The sequence below is a fragment of the Duganella sp. CT11-25 genome (assembly GCF_047302815.1).
Lineage (GTDB): Bacteria > Pseudomonadota > Gammaproteobacteria > Burkholderiales > Burkholderiaceae_D > Rugamonas.
Window position 1 is genome coordinate 616,865 of record NZ_JBKBFD010000001.1, and the last position, 14,276, is coordinate 631,140.

Consider the following 14,276-nt stretch of genomic DNA (forward strand, 5'->3'; position numbering starts at 1 on the left):
TAACGCTGTTTATGTTACCTTTTGGAATTTAAATGTGGATCGCACAGATTGAATAGCGCGTCGTGCGATAGCGTGTATTACTTGGCGGCAAAGTCGAAGTGCCACAATCCGTGATTGCGGCTCAGCGTGACGTCCACTTCGGTGGCCGTGATCGGCATTGCGTATTGCTCCATGTCCGAGAAGTTCTGCACGATGTAGGTCTGGCCGGCCAACGGCGGCGATGCCACCATGAAGTAGAAGCTGGGCAGGTACTCGAAGCTCACCGTCATGTTCAGATCGACACGAGGCATGGTCACGACCGGCTTGCCGCTGACGTACCAGTTGCTGTCGAACTGGATGAACGGGTTGGTCTTGTTGATCACGCCGCTCTGCTGCGGCGTCAACTTGGCCTGCGCCAGCGAGGCGGGGGCTGGCAGCAGCAGCGGCGCCAGTCTGCCCGCGCTCGAGGCCGCCAGTAGCTGGCCCGGCAGGATAACCTGGCGCTCCGAGATGACCTTGCTGTCGTTGGCGTCGACGCTGGTCACGTCGGTCGAGATCCGCGCCTCGTAGTCGAACGATTCGGTGGCGCCGGCCGCGCCGTCCAGGACCTGCCAGGCGTGAATCTGGTAGTTGCGCTGCGGGTTCTGCGGTTTCAAAAACACCAGCACCGCCTTGCCTTGCAAGTCGTTCGGTTCCACGTTGCAGGTGACGTTGAATTTGGTAGCCATGGTAGTTTCCTCATTAAGATAAGTTTCGGTGGAAGGTCAGCGCGACGCGCAGATATTCTATCCCGCTGTAGACGATGGCCTGGTTCATCGCGTAGGCCATGCGCTTTTCGACATCGGATACCCACAACTTCTGGGTCTCATCCTCGATGTCCGAATACGCCTGTCCGCCCAGCCCGATGGCGGCGTTGAACTTCGCCGCCCCGGCTTTCTGCTGGGTGACGACGCCGGCCTTCGTGGCGAAGTCCTTGACGCCGCTGCGGGTGGCGCAGGCCGAAATAGCCGCAATGGTTTGATTGATCGCGTAATCGGCCAGCCCGTCGTTCACTGTCTGCACGGCCGCCCTGATATCGTCCTCGCGTTCGGCCTTGTCCATGGCGGTGATGATGGCGGATTTCTCATCCCAGAACGCGCCGAACGCGGGCTGCGATTGCATGAGCCCAGCCGGGCGCGGAAAGTCAACGAAGGGACGCCGCAGGCTGGCCCGTAGGTCCTCCCTGGCCTCGTCCTGCGGCCGCACCCTCAATGTCATGGGATTCACAACGGCGTCGCTGTTCGACTGCTGCTCATGAAAGCTCTGTCCCTTGCCCGAGCCTTGCATCGAGAAAAACCAGGCTTGGGCGGTGTTATATGACTTCATGATGCCGTCGTATTCCGCCTGGGCCTTTTCGGCGGATACATTCCTCGCCACGGCCAGCGTCTTCACCAGCTTTTGCTGGGCCGTTTGTATCGGCTCGTTCTTCTCCGGCTTGATCTGCGCGGCGATATCCCTGAATTTGGCTTCATTTCCACCCACCAGCCTGGCGATGATATTCTGCAGCTGGAGCACGATATCGCCGCTGCGATTATAGTTTTCCAGCGTCACGCTATCCTTGCCATCCAGGCTTCTCGCCACCACGGTGGCGAAGTGATAGCCCCAGACGCTGTTCAGGATCTCCCGCCGCTTGCCGGTCTGCAGATAGTCGACCTGCTTCCCGTTGTCGCCTTTCAGGCTGAATGTGGCATACGCCTCGCCGACATCCGGGCTGGCATACTGGTTGATGCCGAGTTGCCGGGCTTTGTCGGCGAGCTGCCCTTCCCCGGCCTGGGTGCCGTATTGTTTCCCGGGCACATCGACGTCCTCTCCACTCAGCATGCCGCTTCTGATGGCTTTGGGATCGACCTCCGCGGGCGAATCGACCAGCGCCGACGCCAGCCGTCCGATGCTGTCGTCCCCCGCCCTTTCCCCCGACTTGATATTCACCACCGTCTCCGGCGCATCGCCGGCCGGTTTCAGTACCGCTTCGTGTTTGTAGGTGTCGCTGCTGCCCATGACGCCCGTGGCCATCTCGATGCAGATGTCGGAAACCAGGCTCGCAAACTCGGCATCGCCGGCGCCCTCCTCCGCATCCGCTGGCGCGGGAACGATCTTCGACAGCGTCTTGTCCTGCGCCGTCAGGCTCAATTCGCCGCTCTTGTTCAACGTCACCCTGCTCTTCACTTGCGCAAGCTTTTCCTTGGCGGCGTTGAGGACGGCGTCCTCGGCATAGAATTCCTTGGCGTGTGCGGCCGTGCTGTTGATGGCCATGCTGCCGTCGTCGGAAACCAGCAGGTCCTGTTGCTCGTCCGTGCGGTCGATACGGTGCGACATGTTGTACTTGTTGCTTTTCCGGTTGAGGAATAGCTCCGGCGACTGGGTGGTAAAGAAGTGCTCAGAATCGCTTTCCGCGCCTAGCGTGTATTCGTCCGCGCCCAGTTTTTTATGCCGCTGCAAAATGGCCTTGCCCATCGATTTGGTTTGCCTGACTTGACGGCTGCCGTCGGCCATCGCCTGCAGCGCAGCGATGTCCTTCGCCTGGCGACGGTCATCCGCCAGCTGGAAAGTGGTCGTCTTTCCTGCTGGCTCCGGCGATTCCGCTTTGTTGGTGTAGGTACGCATTTTTGGACCGAGGTGCCGCCTTACAGCGCCGCCTGGTGTTTCAAGAGCTGGGCCCGTACCAACCGCATGCGCGCCGGCTCGTTCCCTGCGTGTCCGGCTTCCTCCAGCGCGGCCTCGGCCTGGGCGAAATCGCCGACGAGGAGCAGCGCGTTGATCCACCCGAATCGCAGGTCTGGGTTGTCGGGCATCGCCGCCAGCGCCTGTCGGTAGTGCTGCACGGCCTCGGCGTTGCGTTCACGGGCGAGCAGGAATTCGCCCAGCGCCAAGGATGGCGCCGCCAGCCGGGGAGCCATGGTGATCGCTTCGCGCAACTTCTCTTCGGCCAAAGCGAATTTGTCGTGCCGTTCCAATATGCCGGCCCATACAATCAGTTGGCCCGGCGTTCTTGCGCCCAGTTTGACGCTCTTCGCCATTGCCTCTTCAGCTTCCGCCCGGTGGCTGCCGCCTTGCTTGCTGAGCGCACTTGCGAGGCTCTCGTGCAGCTGGCTCACGCTGGGCGCCAGCCCTAGCGCCTGCCGGTATTTCTGTGTTGCCTCATCGTACTTATGCTCGTAAAACAAGGCATCGCCCCAGTATTGGTAGGTCTCATACCCGGTTGGATTGAGCTTGACCGCGCGCCGCCAGCTCGCCTCCGCCTCCCGCGATTCCCCGCGTAGCGCCAGCACATAGCCAAGCCCGCCGTATGCGCGCCAATCCTCGGCATCGTTCTCTATCGCGTCCCGCAAATGCTGTTCGGCTTCCGGCAAGTTCTCCGCCGCAGCCGCGGCGAGGCGGGCAGCCAGCGCCAGGCGCAGGTAGGATGACGTGGGATTGACGTTCAGCGCGGTGCGCATCGCCTTGATGGCGCCATCCATATCCTGGGTCATCGCCAGCGCGTCGCTGATGTCGACGTAGACCCCGGACTGTGGCGCGCCCATCAATCCCTTCGCGGCGGCTATCTTTTGCATGCCCTCGTCCACCTGGCCGGATTCGACCAGCATCCGACCCCAGCCGCTCATCGTGGCGGCGCGCGACAGGTCGGCGTCCATCGCCTGGATCATGGTATCGGTCGATGCCGATTCCTTTTTACTCTGGCGTTGCGCGTAGGCGAGCGCCATCAGCAATCCGGCATTGGGCGGGCCGCTTTGCACCACCTGCTGCAGCTCCCACACGGCGCCCCCGATCTCGCCGGCGTACAGGCGCGACTGCGCCTGATAGTAGTGCACCATTTCGCTGGCCAGCCCGGCTTTGCGGGCGCGCTCCAGCCAATCCCGGGCGCTGTCCACATTGCCGCGCAACTGTTCGATATACCCCAGGCCCACCAGCGCGTCGACCGTTTCCGGTTTCCAGGCCAGCGCCTGCTGGTAGCGGGCACGGGCCCTGGCATCGTGCAGGCCGTCGATCTCGATATCGCCCCAGGCGACCAGGCACAGGACTTTCTTCTCCCGGTCCAGCCGGTCGATGCAGGACTGCAGCACATCGACATGGTGGCGGTCCCCCTTGAGGTACAACATATTCGCCAACTGCACCGGATCGAACTGGCCCAGTACGCTGAATGCGGCGATTTCCGTCACCTCCTCATATTTGGCGACTATGGTGTCCGGCATCACGATATGGGATTGTCCATCGGGAGTACGGATGCGTCCCCGCAAGCGGAAGGTTTGCTCGCTGGTCTGGCTGACGCTGATGTCGACGGTGGTCGGCTCCTTGCCGAGCGCGTGCCGCAGCAACTTGATCAAGTCGCGCGTCGACACATGCAGGCCAGGAATATCGTAGGCCGGCAATTCCAGTTCCTGCACATCCCGAAACGACTTGGGATTGGCTGTCGTGCCCAACTCGTAGTTTTCGTTCTCGATATCTTCGATGCGGCTCAGCAGGTGCTTGGTGAGCACATCGGCATCCAGGCCCGCGTCTTTCATCACCTTCGGCACCGCCGTCACTTCAATGATGATGGTGGGGCGCAGTATCTCCCGCGAAAAATAGAGCAGCAACAGCGCGATGACCAGCAAACCGGCGATGAGCGCGCGGTGTGCAAGGAGCCAGGCCTTCAGCCGATAGAGGTCGGACGGGCGCCGCTCCGCAGTCTTCCATTGCCTGGCTTTCATGTGCTGGTCCGTCAATATGGGTGACGTTACCTTAGCCTGTTACCCCATCCCTGAAAAGTATCGTTACCGTTACACGGGCTTGAATCGAACGTATTGCGCAGTGAGGCTGCCGTCCCGTCATTCGAGATACTCCCGCAGCACAGTGTCGCCCTCGGCCTTGCTGCCGCCGGAGTCGAGGCCGTAATCCAGAGGATTCTCGCCCAGCGCCCGCAACAGGCTTTTCGCAAGCTTATCCTTTACTAAATGGTTATAGAATCGAACTTGCAATGCATCTTTTGCCCAGCCTTTTCTATGTCCTTTGGTATCCGTTTGGCCGCTTAAGGTTTTGTAGTGGCCATAGGAAATCTGGAACAATCCCAGGTATGTCTGGATATGCGCGGCCCATTCCGCCCTGATGCGGGCGGCGGAATTGCGGGCGGCAACCCGCTGACCGATCGAGCTCGCGCTCGTGGCCAGTTCGTCCACATCCAACGCCGGATAAGTGACCTCGGCCACGTAGGTCTTGCTCTTCCATCCGCCGGCTTTTTTATCGATATGGCCCAAGCTGCCGTCGCTGGTGATATCAAACCAGGCCACTTCCTGCGCGTGATTGTCATGGATGACGAAATCCGGCCGCGTCATGCCCCGTCCAGCCTGAATGGTGAAAGTGTAGCCGGCTGGAAGTCCGCCTTGCAAGGCGCCGGTCTGCGCGTTGGCGTAGGCTTCGACCGCGTATCCGTAGCGCGCCGGCGCGAATTGCCTTGCGATCTGAGCTGCGCCAACGTCATCCGGATCAACCGCGTTGTCGCGATGCGCCATGACCAGCGGGGCCGTCGTCTTCCACAGAGTCGTATAGCCATCCACGCCGGTCAGGTTTTCGGGAGTCAGGGCGGCGGTTGCGCCTGACTGCACCGCCGTATTGAGCGCATCGGCGAAGTCATCGAGGACATCGTCAGGATGGTTGTTTTCTTCCTTCCAGGCGACGTCTCGCTGCGCGACCGGCGCCAGAGCGGATTCGCCGCCGCCGGGGGCGGCCACACGCTTGTTGACCATGCGCTGCATCGCCTGCAACTGAACGGCTTGGGGGCTGCTGCCGGCCAGCGCGCGCATGCGCCGCTGCGTGATCGCGGCCGAACGGCTATCCTCGAACGCCTCGCCTTCCTTGCCTGCCAGTTGGGCTGGCTGCCTTGCCTGTTGCTCGGTGGCAGCATGGGCATGGGCTTGTATGGGGGCTGCTGTCTTACTCAAGTTTATGCCTTGGTCGCTTTCGCCCGATTATTCAATGCCCTGAAATAGTCGATGTAAGGTTTGGCGAAACTGAAGTAATTGTTGTAGGTGAGGCCGCCCTCGATGCCGCGCAATTCCACCAGCATCCCGGCGCCCTTCTCATCGCCATGACCTACGTCGCCCGCTTCTATTTCCCGCTCGCCCCAGAACTCATGCGTATCATCGAGAGCTTCGGTAGCGTCTTCATCCTGTATGCCCTTGATCCATTGTTCAATGGTTTCATTGGTTGTGCGCCAAGCCGCTCCCTGTACTTTTAGTCCGGTTGGCCAGGCTTGCGCTCCCTTCTTCCATTCATCCATGCCGGTGGCAGCCATGACATCCGTCAGCAGCGTATCGCTCGAAATGCCGGGTAACTTCGCGAACCGCACGCGCGGCAGCACCGATGCCAGCGCCTTGGCATAGCTGGGGGCCAGTTCCTTCATTTTGTCCAGTTTGGCCTGGACGTAGGCGACACTCATTCTCTCCCGCTCATCGGGCTCCGCCACCTTCATGCGTTCGCGGTAGTCCTTTGCAAAGGCGTTGACTTCCTCCATCACCGCCTCGTGCTTTTGATATGCCCTGCGAATATAGAATGCTAGCAGGGAAACGGTGCTCCAATACTCCTTGCTTGCCTTGCTATCGGCATCGAGCTTGGTTTTGGCATAGTCGAGCGTGTCGCGCATCGGCTTTTTTCGCCCTTCGTCGGGCATCAATTCCGCTTTTTTTGTGTCCTTTTTTTCCAGCGTTGTATCGTTCAGAAAATCGAACAGCAAATCAGTTCTGACGCCGCCGGTCACTTGCGGCTTGGCCGCCAGACTGTCGCCACCCGGCGTCACTTCGATACCGGCAAAACCTGCCTGCGCATCGGGCAGCGGTTTCTTCGCATCGAGCGCCACCAATTTGTCGCCGTAATTCTTCAGGTCGGCGAAGCCGTCGGTGATGTCCTTGGCCAAAGCCTCGGCATCCTCGCCGTCGGTCTCGAAAGGCTTGGTCTTGAATTCAATTTTTGCTTTCCGCCCTTTCAGTTCATCGGGCGACAACTGCCAACCGTTGCCCTGCGCCAGCTTGGAATCGGTATTCCAGGCAACGCCGATCGGCTTTTCTATATCCCAATGGGTCTCGAATTCAAACCCTACCTTGCGCTGTATCGTCGATTCCTGAGACGCTGCCGCTTCAGACCGCCTATTGGTGTTCAACTGCATTGTCCGCGCGCTGGTTCGCGCCATCTGCAGATACGCTTGCAGCTGTCTGACATGCAGGGAGTCGTTGGCGATTTTTTGCAGGCGAAGCTGGGCCGCCGCCGGTGCTGTCTGGCCTCCCTGTCGCCTCGGCTGCGCCGCATCGCCTTGCCGGCTTTGTTCTGTGTTGGCTTGAGCTGGAACTTTCATGCAATTCACCCGAAATGGAATGCGCGACTCTAGCTATAGCATCTCGCTCCGGGGACGGTAAGTATCGTTACCGTTACACTACGTGGCGGCCGCTTCATCGCGAAGCCAGTTCCGGAAAGCGATCAGCCTTGGCAATGCGGCGCACTCCGGCCGGTACACCACGTAGTAGGCCAGCGCCGAACTGAATTCGATTTCCGGAAACAGCCGCACCAGCCGGCCGGCCGCAAGATCGTCGCGCGCCATGACGCTGCGGGCGAGCGCGATCCCGCTACCGTCAATTGCGGCTTGCAGCACGGCAGCGGAATTGTTAATCCGCATGCCGCGCGTGGTCGCGACGTCCGCGACGCCGGCGCTGTCGAGCCACGCATTCCATGACGGAAAACCGGCGTAACTGTCCATCGACAAGTCATGGATCAAAGTTTCGTGGGCCAGGTCGCCGGGCTTGCCTGGCTGCCCCTGCCGGCGCAGCAGTACGGGCGAGCAGACCGGATAGATCTCCTCCTCCATCAGCTTTTCCGCCACCAGTCCCGGCCAGGCGCCCGCGCCATAGCGCACGCCGATATCGATGCCTTGCGCGGTGAAATCGACCGGCTTCAGGTTGGTGTCCAGGCGCACGTCGGTGTCCGGCCACGCTGCGTGAAAGCCTTCGATGCGCGGCAGCAACCATTTGGCCGCAAACGCGGGGCTGACGGTCACGGTCAGCAGGCCGCTGGTCGAGCCCTCCTTGAGGCGTTCCAGGCCCAGGCTGAGCCGGTCGAATCCGGCCCGGATATCCGGCAGCGCGCGCTGCGCAACATCGGTCGCTACCAGCCTTGCCCTGCCGGTGGCGATCCGGAGAAACAGCGACGTACCCAACCATTCCTCCAGGCTGCGCACCAGCTGGCCGACCGCGGCGGGCGTGACATTCAGTTCGTCCGCCGCGCTGGAAAAGCTTTGATGCCGGGCGCTGGCTTCAAACGCGCGCAGCGCATTCAGGTAGATGGGAGTTTTCATGATGATAAAGATTTTCTTTCAGGATTGCATAGTTTAACTGGTTTGTCCTGGAAGCTGATTGAGGGAAAAATACGGATATTCAACTAAACATAAGGAACTATCATGAATACTTTTTCTTCCAAGGTTGCCATCGTCACCGGGGGCGGTTCCGGTATCGGCAAGGAAGTGGCTGTTCGTCTCGTCAAGGCTGGCGCCAGTGTCGTCATCGGTGGCCGCGATGAAGCAAAGCTGAAGCTGGCGGCGTCGGAAATCGATCCAGGCGGCACCAAAGTCCGCATGTACGCCGGCGATATCGCCCTGCCGGCTACCGCCGCCAAGCTGGTCGAGGTGGCCACCACGGCTTTCGGCGGCGTCGACATCCTCGTCAATAACGCCGGCGTGTTCCGGCCAAAGGCCTTCCTCGAAGTGAACGAGTCTGAGTACGACTGGTTCCTGGATACCATCCTCAAGGGTAAATTCTTCATGGCCCAGGCGGCCGCGAAAGCGATGCGGCTGCGCGGCGGCGGCGCCATCGTGCAGACCGGATCGCTGTGGGCACTGCAGGCCATCGGCGCGACGCCGTCGTCCGCTTACTCGGCCGCCAACGCCGGCGTGCATGCGCTGACGCGCAACCTGGCCATCGAACTGGCGGCCGCGAACATCCGCATCAACACCGTCGCGCCGGCTGTAGTGGAGACCCCGGTCTACAACACCTTCATGACGGACGAGCAGGTCAGGGATGCCCTGCCCGGGTTCAACGCCTTCCATCCGCTGGGCCGCAACGGCCAGCCGGCCGATATCGCCGAGGCGATCCTGTTCCTGGCCTCGCCGAACGCATCGTGGATCACCGGCACCGTGTTACCGGTCGATGGCGGCGTGATGGCCGGACGCCTGGCTTAGATTTCCACTCGTCACTAAATAAAGTAGCCTATGATGTTCAACAATTGAACCGTTCGGCCGCGCCATGATCGCGACTTAAGGAGTGTCCATGCAGAACGTGGTCTATCACTTTCGCTTCGCCGACGGTCATAGCGCGAGCTGCGCGGTCACGCCCGATACCGGGACGGCGCCAGCCGACCTGCCGGCCTGGACCGCGCTTGGGTTCCAGCAATGTCCGAATTGCCCGCTGCGGCCCGACAGCGCACCCCATTGCCCGATGGCGGTGCGTCTGGTGCCGCTGGTCGCCATCATGGGCAAGCTGCGTTCGTATGAGCAGGTCGAGGTGCGGGTGGAGACGGCGGAGCGCAGCGTCAGCAAGGACACTAGCGTGCAGCGCGGCGTCGGGGCATTGATGGGATTGCTGGCCGCCAGCAGCGCATGCCCGCACGCGGACTTTCTGCGTCCCATGGCGCATTTTCATTTGCCGTTCGCCTCCGAGGAGGAAACCATCTACCGCGCGGCCTCCACCTACTTGCTGGGACAGTATTTTCTCGCCAGGCAAGGTGGCGTGCCGGACTGGGAACTGGATGGCCTGAAGGCGCGGTATCTGGCGCTGCAAAGCGTCAACGCCGCGATGGCCAGGCGCCTGCGGCAGGCGGTGGACGAGGACGGCGCCCTCAACGCGCTCATCATCCTCGACCTGCTGGCCAAGGCGCTGCCCTACTCCATCGACGATAAACTGGACGACATCAAGGCAGTCTTCCTGGCAGCGGGTGTTCCGCCGGCCTAGCGCCGGGGAACAAGGTCTTGCATCAACCGAGATCGGATGCGTCGTGGCGTTCCGGCACCTGGTCTTCCGGCTTGCCGAACACCCGGTTGACCTTGCGTCCCCGGACGACGGCGGGACGCGCGGCGATCTCGTCGGCCCAACGCCGGACATGCACATATTCGTGCACGGACAGGAATTCGCCCGCTTCGTACAGATGTCCCAACACCATATTGCCGTACCAGGGCCAGATCGCCATGTCGGCAATCGTGTACTCGTCGCCTGCCACATAGCGATGTACTGCGAGCTGGCGGTCAAGCACGTCGAGCTGGCGCTTGGTCTCCATCGCGTAGCGGTCGATCGGGTATTGCAGCTTCTCCGGGGCGTAGGCATAGAAATGCCCGAAGCCGCCGCCGACAAACGGCGCCGAGCCCATCTGCCAGAACAGCCAGTTCAAGGCCTCGGTACGCGGCGCCCTATCCTTCGGCAGGAAGGCGTCGAACTTGTCCGCCAGATACACCAGGATCGAACCGGATTCGAACACGCGCAGCGGCTGCGCTTCGCTGTGATCGACCAGGGCCGGGATCTTCGAATTCGGATTGATGTCGACGAACCCGCTTGAGAACTGGGCGCCTTCGTTGATCCGGATCAGCCAGGCGTCATACTCGGCGCCGGCATGGCCGAGCGCCAGCAGCTCTTCCAGCATGATCGTGACCTTTACCCCGTTCGGAGTGCCCAGCGAATACAGCTGCAGCGGATGTTTCCCGACCGGCAGCGCCTGCTCATGGGTGGCGCCGGCGACCGGGCGGTTAATGCTGGCAAACGTGCCGCCCGAAGACGCCGGGGAAGCCCAAACTTTCGGCGGTACGTAGTTTGATTGATCCGTCATTCATTACTCCTGACTAGGTGACCGTGCGACCTGTGGTTGCACGCGAATCAATCATTTTATCTGAACCAACGAATATCGGCTTACGAGCCCTGCAAACGACGGCGGGCCACAAAACCGAGTCCGGCCAAGCCGGCCAGCAACATGGCATACGTCTCCGGTTCCGGCACCGTGGTGATGGTCACCTGCTCCAGGAAGGCGCCGCGGTTGTCGCCGCCACGGTTGTGAAAGCTGAAGCTGTAGAGACCGGAAGTGCTCGGCGTAAAGGTCAGCGTCTTGGTCGACAGGCGATCCGATTGGCCGATCACATAGGTCTGGGATGTGGTGCCGAAGCTGACATCGACGGTATCCGAGCCCCAGTTGCGTTGGTTGCCGGCGATATCGAAATTCATGGTGTAGGTCTGGCCGGCGTTCACGCTGATGCTGTTGCTGAACACGCCCGCCTTCAGGCTGCTGCCATCCAGGTCGATGTAGTGGCCGTTGCCTGGCAATTCGTTGTGCACGAAGCCCTGGCCGTCAACGTCGACCGTGCCGTTGGTGACGGTCCAGCCGTGGACGAACCCGGTCGCGTTGTTGCGCGTCGCATCGGCGTCGAAATTATCCGAGAACACGGTGACGGCGGCGTGCGAGGAGACGCTGGCGGCCAGCAGGGCGGCGGCGAAGAGCTTGCGAGTAGACATGGACATCCCTTTTTTATTTTTACCATATGGAAACTTATGTTCCAGTTTGATACTAACAAGGAACATGCCGATGCAACATCGGCCCATGCTGATCTCCGTGTAGGGATTTCCTGATGCCGTTGCGCGCCATCGACTAAACATGGTGAAAAACGCCGGGTCGGGTTGAAAAAATGGCGGCTCGCCTGTACATTTTCGACGACAAAAATGACAGTCACAGGAGACAATTTATGCAGACAACACGTCGCGCTTTCTTAACCTCCCTGGCGGGGTTGGCCGCATCGCTTCTGGCCAAGCCCTTATTCGCCCAGGCGCAGGGAAAACCCTTTGTCGCTTATGACGATGAACTGAAGAACGGCTGGCAGAACTGGAGCTGGGCCAAGGTGGAATTGGCCGTGCCGGCCGGCGGCGCCAAGCCGATCAAGGTCGAAGGCGATCCATGGAGCGGGCTGTTGTTGCATCACGACGCTTTTCCGACCGAAGGCTACAGCAAGCTGACGTTCAGCATCAACGGCGGCGCCAAGGGTGGCCAGGACCTGGCGATCAAAGCCATGGTGGACGGCAAGGCGGTTGAATCGTCGTTCCTGATCCAGCCCAAGGCCAAGACCTGGACCCAGGTCGAGGTCCCGCTCAAGGAACTGGGCGTCGACGGCAAGCGCATCGACGGCATCAGCTGGCAAGCGCAGGCCAATGCCTACAGCGCCTATTACATCACCAGGATTCAGTTCGAGTAAGTGGCGCCGGCCGGCGCCTGGCCGGCGGCCGCCTCCTCTTCCCGCTTGCGCATGCGGTACGCCAGCTTGGGCCGGCTCAGCCCCAGCAGCCGCGCCGCCGCCGACAGGTTGCCCTGCGCCTGCTCGACGGCGGCGCCGATCAGCGCCTGCTCCAGCTGGTCCAGCGACCAGGCGCCGCCGCCGGGATTGAGCATGCCGGGCACCATGTCCAGCAATTGCTTGCCTTGGCCTCCAGTCTCGCCCTGCGCCGCATCGCGCTGGCGCAGCTGCCCGGTCACGCTGAGCGAGAAGTACGACTGCGCCGCATCCTCGCCGCTGGTGAACAGGTGCGGCAGGTCGATCGGGCCGTCTTCATTGGCGTAGATGGTGCCGCGCTCGACCAGGTTTTGCAGTTCGCGGATATTGCCCGGGAAGGCGTAGTTGAGCAGCGCGTCCACCGCCCGCGCGGTAAAGCCGGTCACGCGGCGCTGGTGCTTCTGGCCGTAGTGGCGCAGGAAGTAGCTCATCAACAGCGGGATGTCGTCGCGCCGGTCGCGCAGCGGCGGCAGATGGATGGGGAACACGTTCAGGCGGAAGAACAGGTCTTCGCGGAAGCGGCCCTGGCGGATTTCCTCGCGCAGGTTGACGTTGGTGGCGGCCACCACCCGCACGCTGAGGCGGATGCTGCGCGCGCCGCCGACGCGTTCGATCTCGCCTTCCTGCAGTGCGCGCAGCAGCTTGCCCTGGGCGACCATGCTCAGTGTCGCGATCTCATCGAGGAACAACGTGCCGCCGTTGGCCCGCTCGAAGCGTCCGGGGCGCGATTCCGAGGCGCCGGTGAAGGCGCCGCGCTCGACGCCGAACAGTTCCGATTCGATCAGCGTCTCCGGGATCGCGGCGCAGTTGACGGCGATGAAGGGCTGCTGCTTACGGGCGCTGATCTGGTGCAGCATCGACGCGAACATCTCCTTGCCGACGCCCGATTCGCCGGTGAACAGCACCGTGGCCTCGGTCGGCGCCACCCGCCGCAGCATGTGGCAGGCCGCGTTGAAAGCCGACGACACGCCCACCATCTGCTTGTCCTGGCCGGCCGCCGCGTCGGCCGGGAACAGCACGGCGGTGTTCTTCGACGTGGCGCCGGTACGCTGGCCGTAGGCGGCGGTGCTGACGAAGGCTTCCGCGTTCAGGTAGCTGAGGTCATCCTCGATATCGTCCCACTCGTCGGCCGGCTTGCCCAGCAGGCGGCACTGGCGGTGGCCCATGGACTGGCATTCCACCTCGCGGTAGACGATCAATCGCCCCACCAGCGCGCTGGTGTAGCCGATCGCGTAGCCGGTCTGCATCCAGCAGGCCGGCTCGGTGCCGATGCCGAAATGCGCGATGTGGCCCTCGTCCTCGCTGGAGTGGTGCCACAGGAATTCGCCGTGATAGGTGCCGCGTTCGACATCGAATTCAAAATGCAGCGGCTCGACTTTCACCGCGCCTTCCAGCGCATGCATGCGCGGGCCGGCGGCGAACAACGCCGCGGGCTCGGCGTCCGGCCAGCGCTCGCGCAGCAGCTGCGCATCGCGCATGCCGGCCGAGTAGCCGACCCGCGTCAGCATGCCGCGCGTCTTCTCCATGCCCAGGCTGTCCATCAGCTCGCGCCGCAGGTCGCCCAATGAGCTGGTGTGCATCAGCTGCATGCGCTGCCCATTCAGCCAGATGCGGCCGTCGCCGGGCGAAAACTGCAGGCTTTGCAGCAGGTCGTCCAGCGTCGGCGGCGCGCCCGCGTTCATGTGGGCCAGGTCGCCGCGGTTGAGGATCCGGCTTTCGGCCTTGGCCATGTCGGCCAGCGACACCTGCTGCACTTTCTTCATCGTGTTCCTTGGAGGGAGCTGAGCGGTTTCATCAAATGGTACAACGGCGCCGCAGGCTTTTGATCATTTGGTTAAATATTTATCGCGGCACCAACCCTGCTGCGTCGCAGCAGTTGACCCGTCGCTTTTGAAATTAGTTATTAAATATAAGCATTTAGCATGGTATCGCAGTGCGGCATGCGCTG

At 61.8% G+C, this 14,276-nt stretch carries 12 protein-coding genes; 3 read left to right on the forward strand and 9 right to left on the reverse strand.

What is annotated here, in order from left to right; translation table 11 throughout:
* Positions 1–77: 77 nt before the first annotated feature.
* The 6 genes from ACEN9F_RS02495 to gcvA form a co-directional block, all read right to left on the reverse strand.
* Positions 78–707: a hypothetical protein gene (locus ACEN9F_RS02495; protein ID WP_413417489.1), complete on the reverse strand. Its 630-nt coding sequence runs from the start codon at positions 705–707 to the stop codon at positions 78–80.
* A 13-nt stretch (positions 708–720) separates the two neighbouring features.
* Entirely contained in the window at positions 721–2,622 is a 1,902-nt protein-coding gene (locus tag ACEN9F_RS02500) for a hypothetical protein (RefSeq protein WP_413417491.1), read from the reverse strand.
* A gap of 20 nt (positions 2,623–2,642) precedes the next feature.
* Positions 2,643–4,706, reverse strand: coding sequence for a tetratricopeptide repeat protein (locus tag ACEN9F_RS02505; protein ID WP_413417493.1), 2,064 nt, complete (start codon positions 4,704–4,706; stop codon positions 2,643–2,645).
* Between the two features lie 117 nt (positions 4,707–4,823).
* Complete coding sequence (locus ACEN9F_RS02510) at positions 4,824–5,933, reverse strand: hypothetical protein (RefSeq protein WP_413417495.1); 1,110 nt, start codon at positions 5,931–5,933, stop codon at positions 4,824–4,826.
* Between the two features lie 2 nt (positions 5,934–5,935).
* Positions 5,936–7,339 carry a hypothetical protein gene (locus tag ACEN9F_RS02515; protein ID WP_413417497.1) on the reverse strand — a complete coding sequence of 468 codons (1,404 nt, stop codon included), beginning with the start codon at positions 7,337–7,339 and terminating at the stop codon, positions 5,936–5,938.
* Positions 7,340–7,417: 78 nt separating this feature from the next.
* Positions 7,418–8,332 (reverse strand): transcriptional regulator GcvA, encoded by a 915-nt coding sequence (gene gcvA / locus ACEN9F_RS02520; RefSeq protein ID WP_413417499.1) that lies wholly within the window; start codon positions 8,330–8,332, stop codon positions 7,418–7,420.
* A gap of 102 nt (positions 8,333–8,434) precedes the next feature.
* Here gcvA and ACEN9F_RS02525 point away from each other — a divergent pair, with 102 nt between their 5' ends.
* Both ACEN9F_RS02525 and ACEN9F_RS02530 read left to right on the forward strand, forming a co-directional pair.
* Positions 8,435–9,211 carry an SDR family NAD(P)-dependent oxidoreductase gene (locus tag ACEN9F_RS02525; protein ID WP_413417501.1) on the forward strand — a complete coding sequence of 259 codons (777 nt, stop codon included), beginning with the start codon at positions 8,435–8,437 and terminating at the stop codon, positions 9,209–9,211.
* A gap of 88 nt (positions 9,212–9,299) precedes the next feature.
* Positions 9,300–9,980: a DUF6901 family protein gene (locus ACEN9F_RS02530; protein WP_413417502.1), complete on the forward strand. Its 681-nt coding sequence runs from the start codon at positions 9,300–9,302 to the stop codon at positions 9,978–9,980.
* 22 nt (positions 9,981–10,002) lie between these two features.
* Here ACEN9F_RS02530 and yghU read toward each other — a convergent pair whose 3' ends face one another.
* Both yghU and ACEN9F_RS02540 read right to left on the reverse strand, forming a co-directional pair.
* Positions 10,003–10,845 (reverse strand): glutathione-dependent disulfide-bond oxidoreductase, encoded by an 843-nt coding sequence (gene yghU / locus ACEN9F_RS02535; protein WP_413417504.1) that lies wholly within the window; start codon positions 10,843–10,845, stop codon positions 10,003–10,005.
* Between the two features lie 80 nt (positions 10,846–10,925).
* Positions 10,926–11,522, reverse strand: a complete 597-nt coding sequence (locus ACEN9F_RS02540; RefSeq protein WP_413417506.1) for a PEP-CTERM sorting domain-containing protein — start codon at positions 11,520–11,522, stop codon at positions 10,926–10,928.
* A gap of 227 nt (positions 11,523–11,749) precedes the next feature.
* Between ACEN9F_RS02540 and ACEN9F_RS02545 the strand changes: the two genes are divergently transcribed.
* The gene (locus tag ACEN9F_RS02545; protein ID WP_413417508.1) at positions 11,750–12,253 is read left to right on the forward strand and encodes a hypothetical protein; all 504 of its coding nucleotides are present in this window, start codon (positions 11,750–11,752) and stop codon (positions 12,251–12,253) included.
* Here the strand turns inward: ACEN9F_RS02545 and ACEN9F_RS02550 are convergent.
* The gene (locus ACEN9F_RS02550) at positions 12,241–14,091 is read right to left on the reverse strand and encodes a sigma 54-interacting transcriptional regulator (protein ID WP_413417510.1); all 1,851 of its coding nucleotides are present in this window, start codon (positions 14,089–14,091) and stop codon (positions 12,241–12,243) included. The two genes, ACEN9F_RS02545 and ACEN9F_RS02550, sit on opposite strands and share 13 nt — an antisense overlap.
* Between the last annotated feature and the right edge of the window lie 185 nt (positions 14,092–14,276).

Bases quoted from the DNA above. Each gene is read 5' to 3' on its own strand.
- ACEN9F_RS02505 (WP_413417493.1), bottom strand. From the start codon at position 4,706: ATGAAAGCCAGGCAATGGAAGACTGCGGAGCGGCGCCCGTCCGACCTC.
- ACEN9F_RS02515 (WP_413417497.1), bottom strand. From the start codon at position 7,339: ATGAAAGTTCCAGCTCAAGCCAACACAGAACAAAGCCGGCAAGGCGAT.
- ACEN9F_RS02540 (WP_413417506.1), bottom strand. From the start codon at position 11,522: ATGTCTACTCGCAAGCTCTTCGCCGCCGCCCTGCTGGCCGCCAGCGTC.
- ACEN9F_RS02530 (WP_413417502.1), top strand. From the start codon at position 9,300: ATGCAGAACGTGGTCTATCACTTTCGCTTCGCCGACGGTCATAGCGCG.
- ACEN9F_RS02500 (WP_413417491.1), bottom strand. From the start codon at position 2,622: ATGCGTACCTACACCAACAAAGCGGAATCGCCGGAGCCAGCAGGAAAG.
- ACEN9F_RS02545 (WP_413417508.1), top strand. From the start codon at position 11,750: ATGCAGACAACACGTCGCGCTTTCTTAACCTCCCTGGCGGGGTTGGCC.
- yghU (WP_413417504.1), bottom strand. From the start codon at position 10,845: ATGACGGATCAATCAAACTACGTACCGCCGAAAGTTTGGGCTTCCCCG.
- ACEN9F_RS02550 (WP_413417510.1), bottom strand. From the start codon at position 14,091: ATGAAGAAAGTGCAGCAGGTGTCGCTGGCCGACATGGCCAAGGCCGAA.
- ACEN9F_RS02495 (WP_413417489.1), bottom strand. From the start codon at position 707: ATGGCTACCAAATTCAACGTCACCTGCAACGTGGAACCGAACGACTTG.
- ACEN9F_RS02525 (WP_413417501.1), top strand. From the start codon at position 8,435: ATGAATACTTTTTCTTCCAAGGTTGCCATCGTCACCGGGGGCGGTTCC.
- gcvA (WP_413417499.1), bottom strand. From the start codon at position 8,332: ATGAAAACTCCCATCTACCTGAATGCGCTGCGCGCGTTTGAAGCCAGC.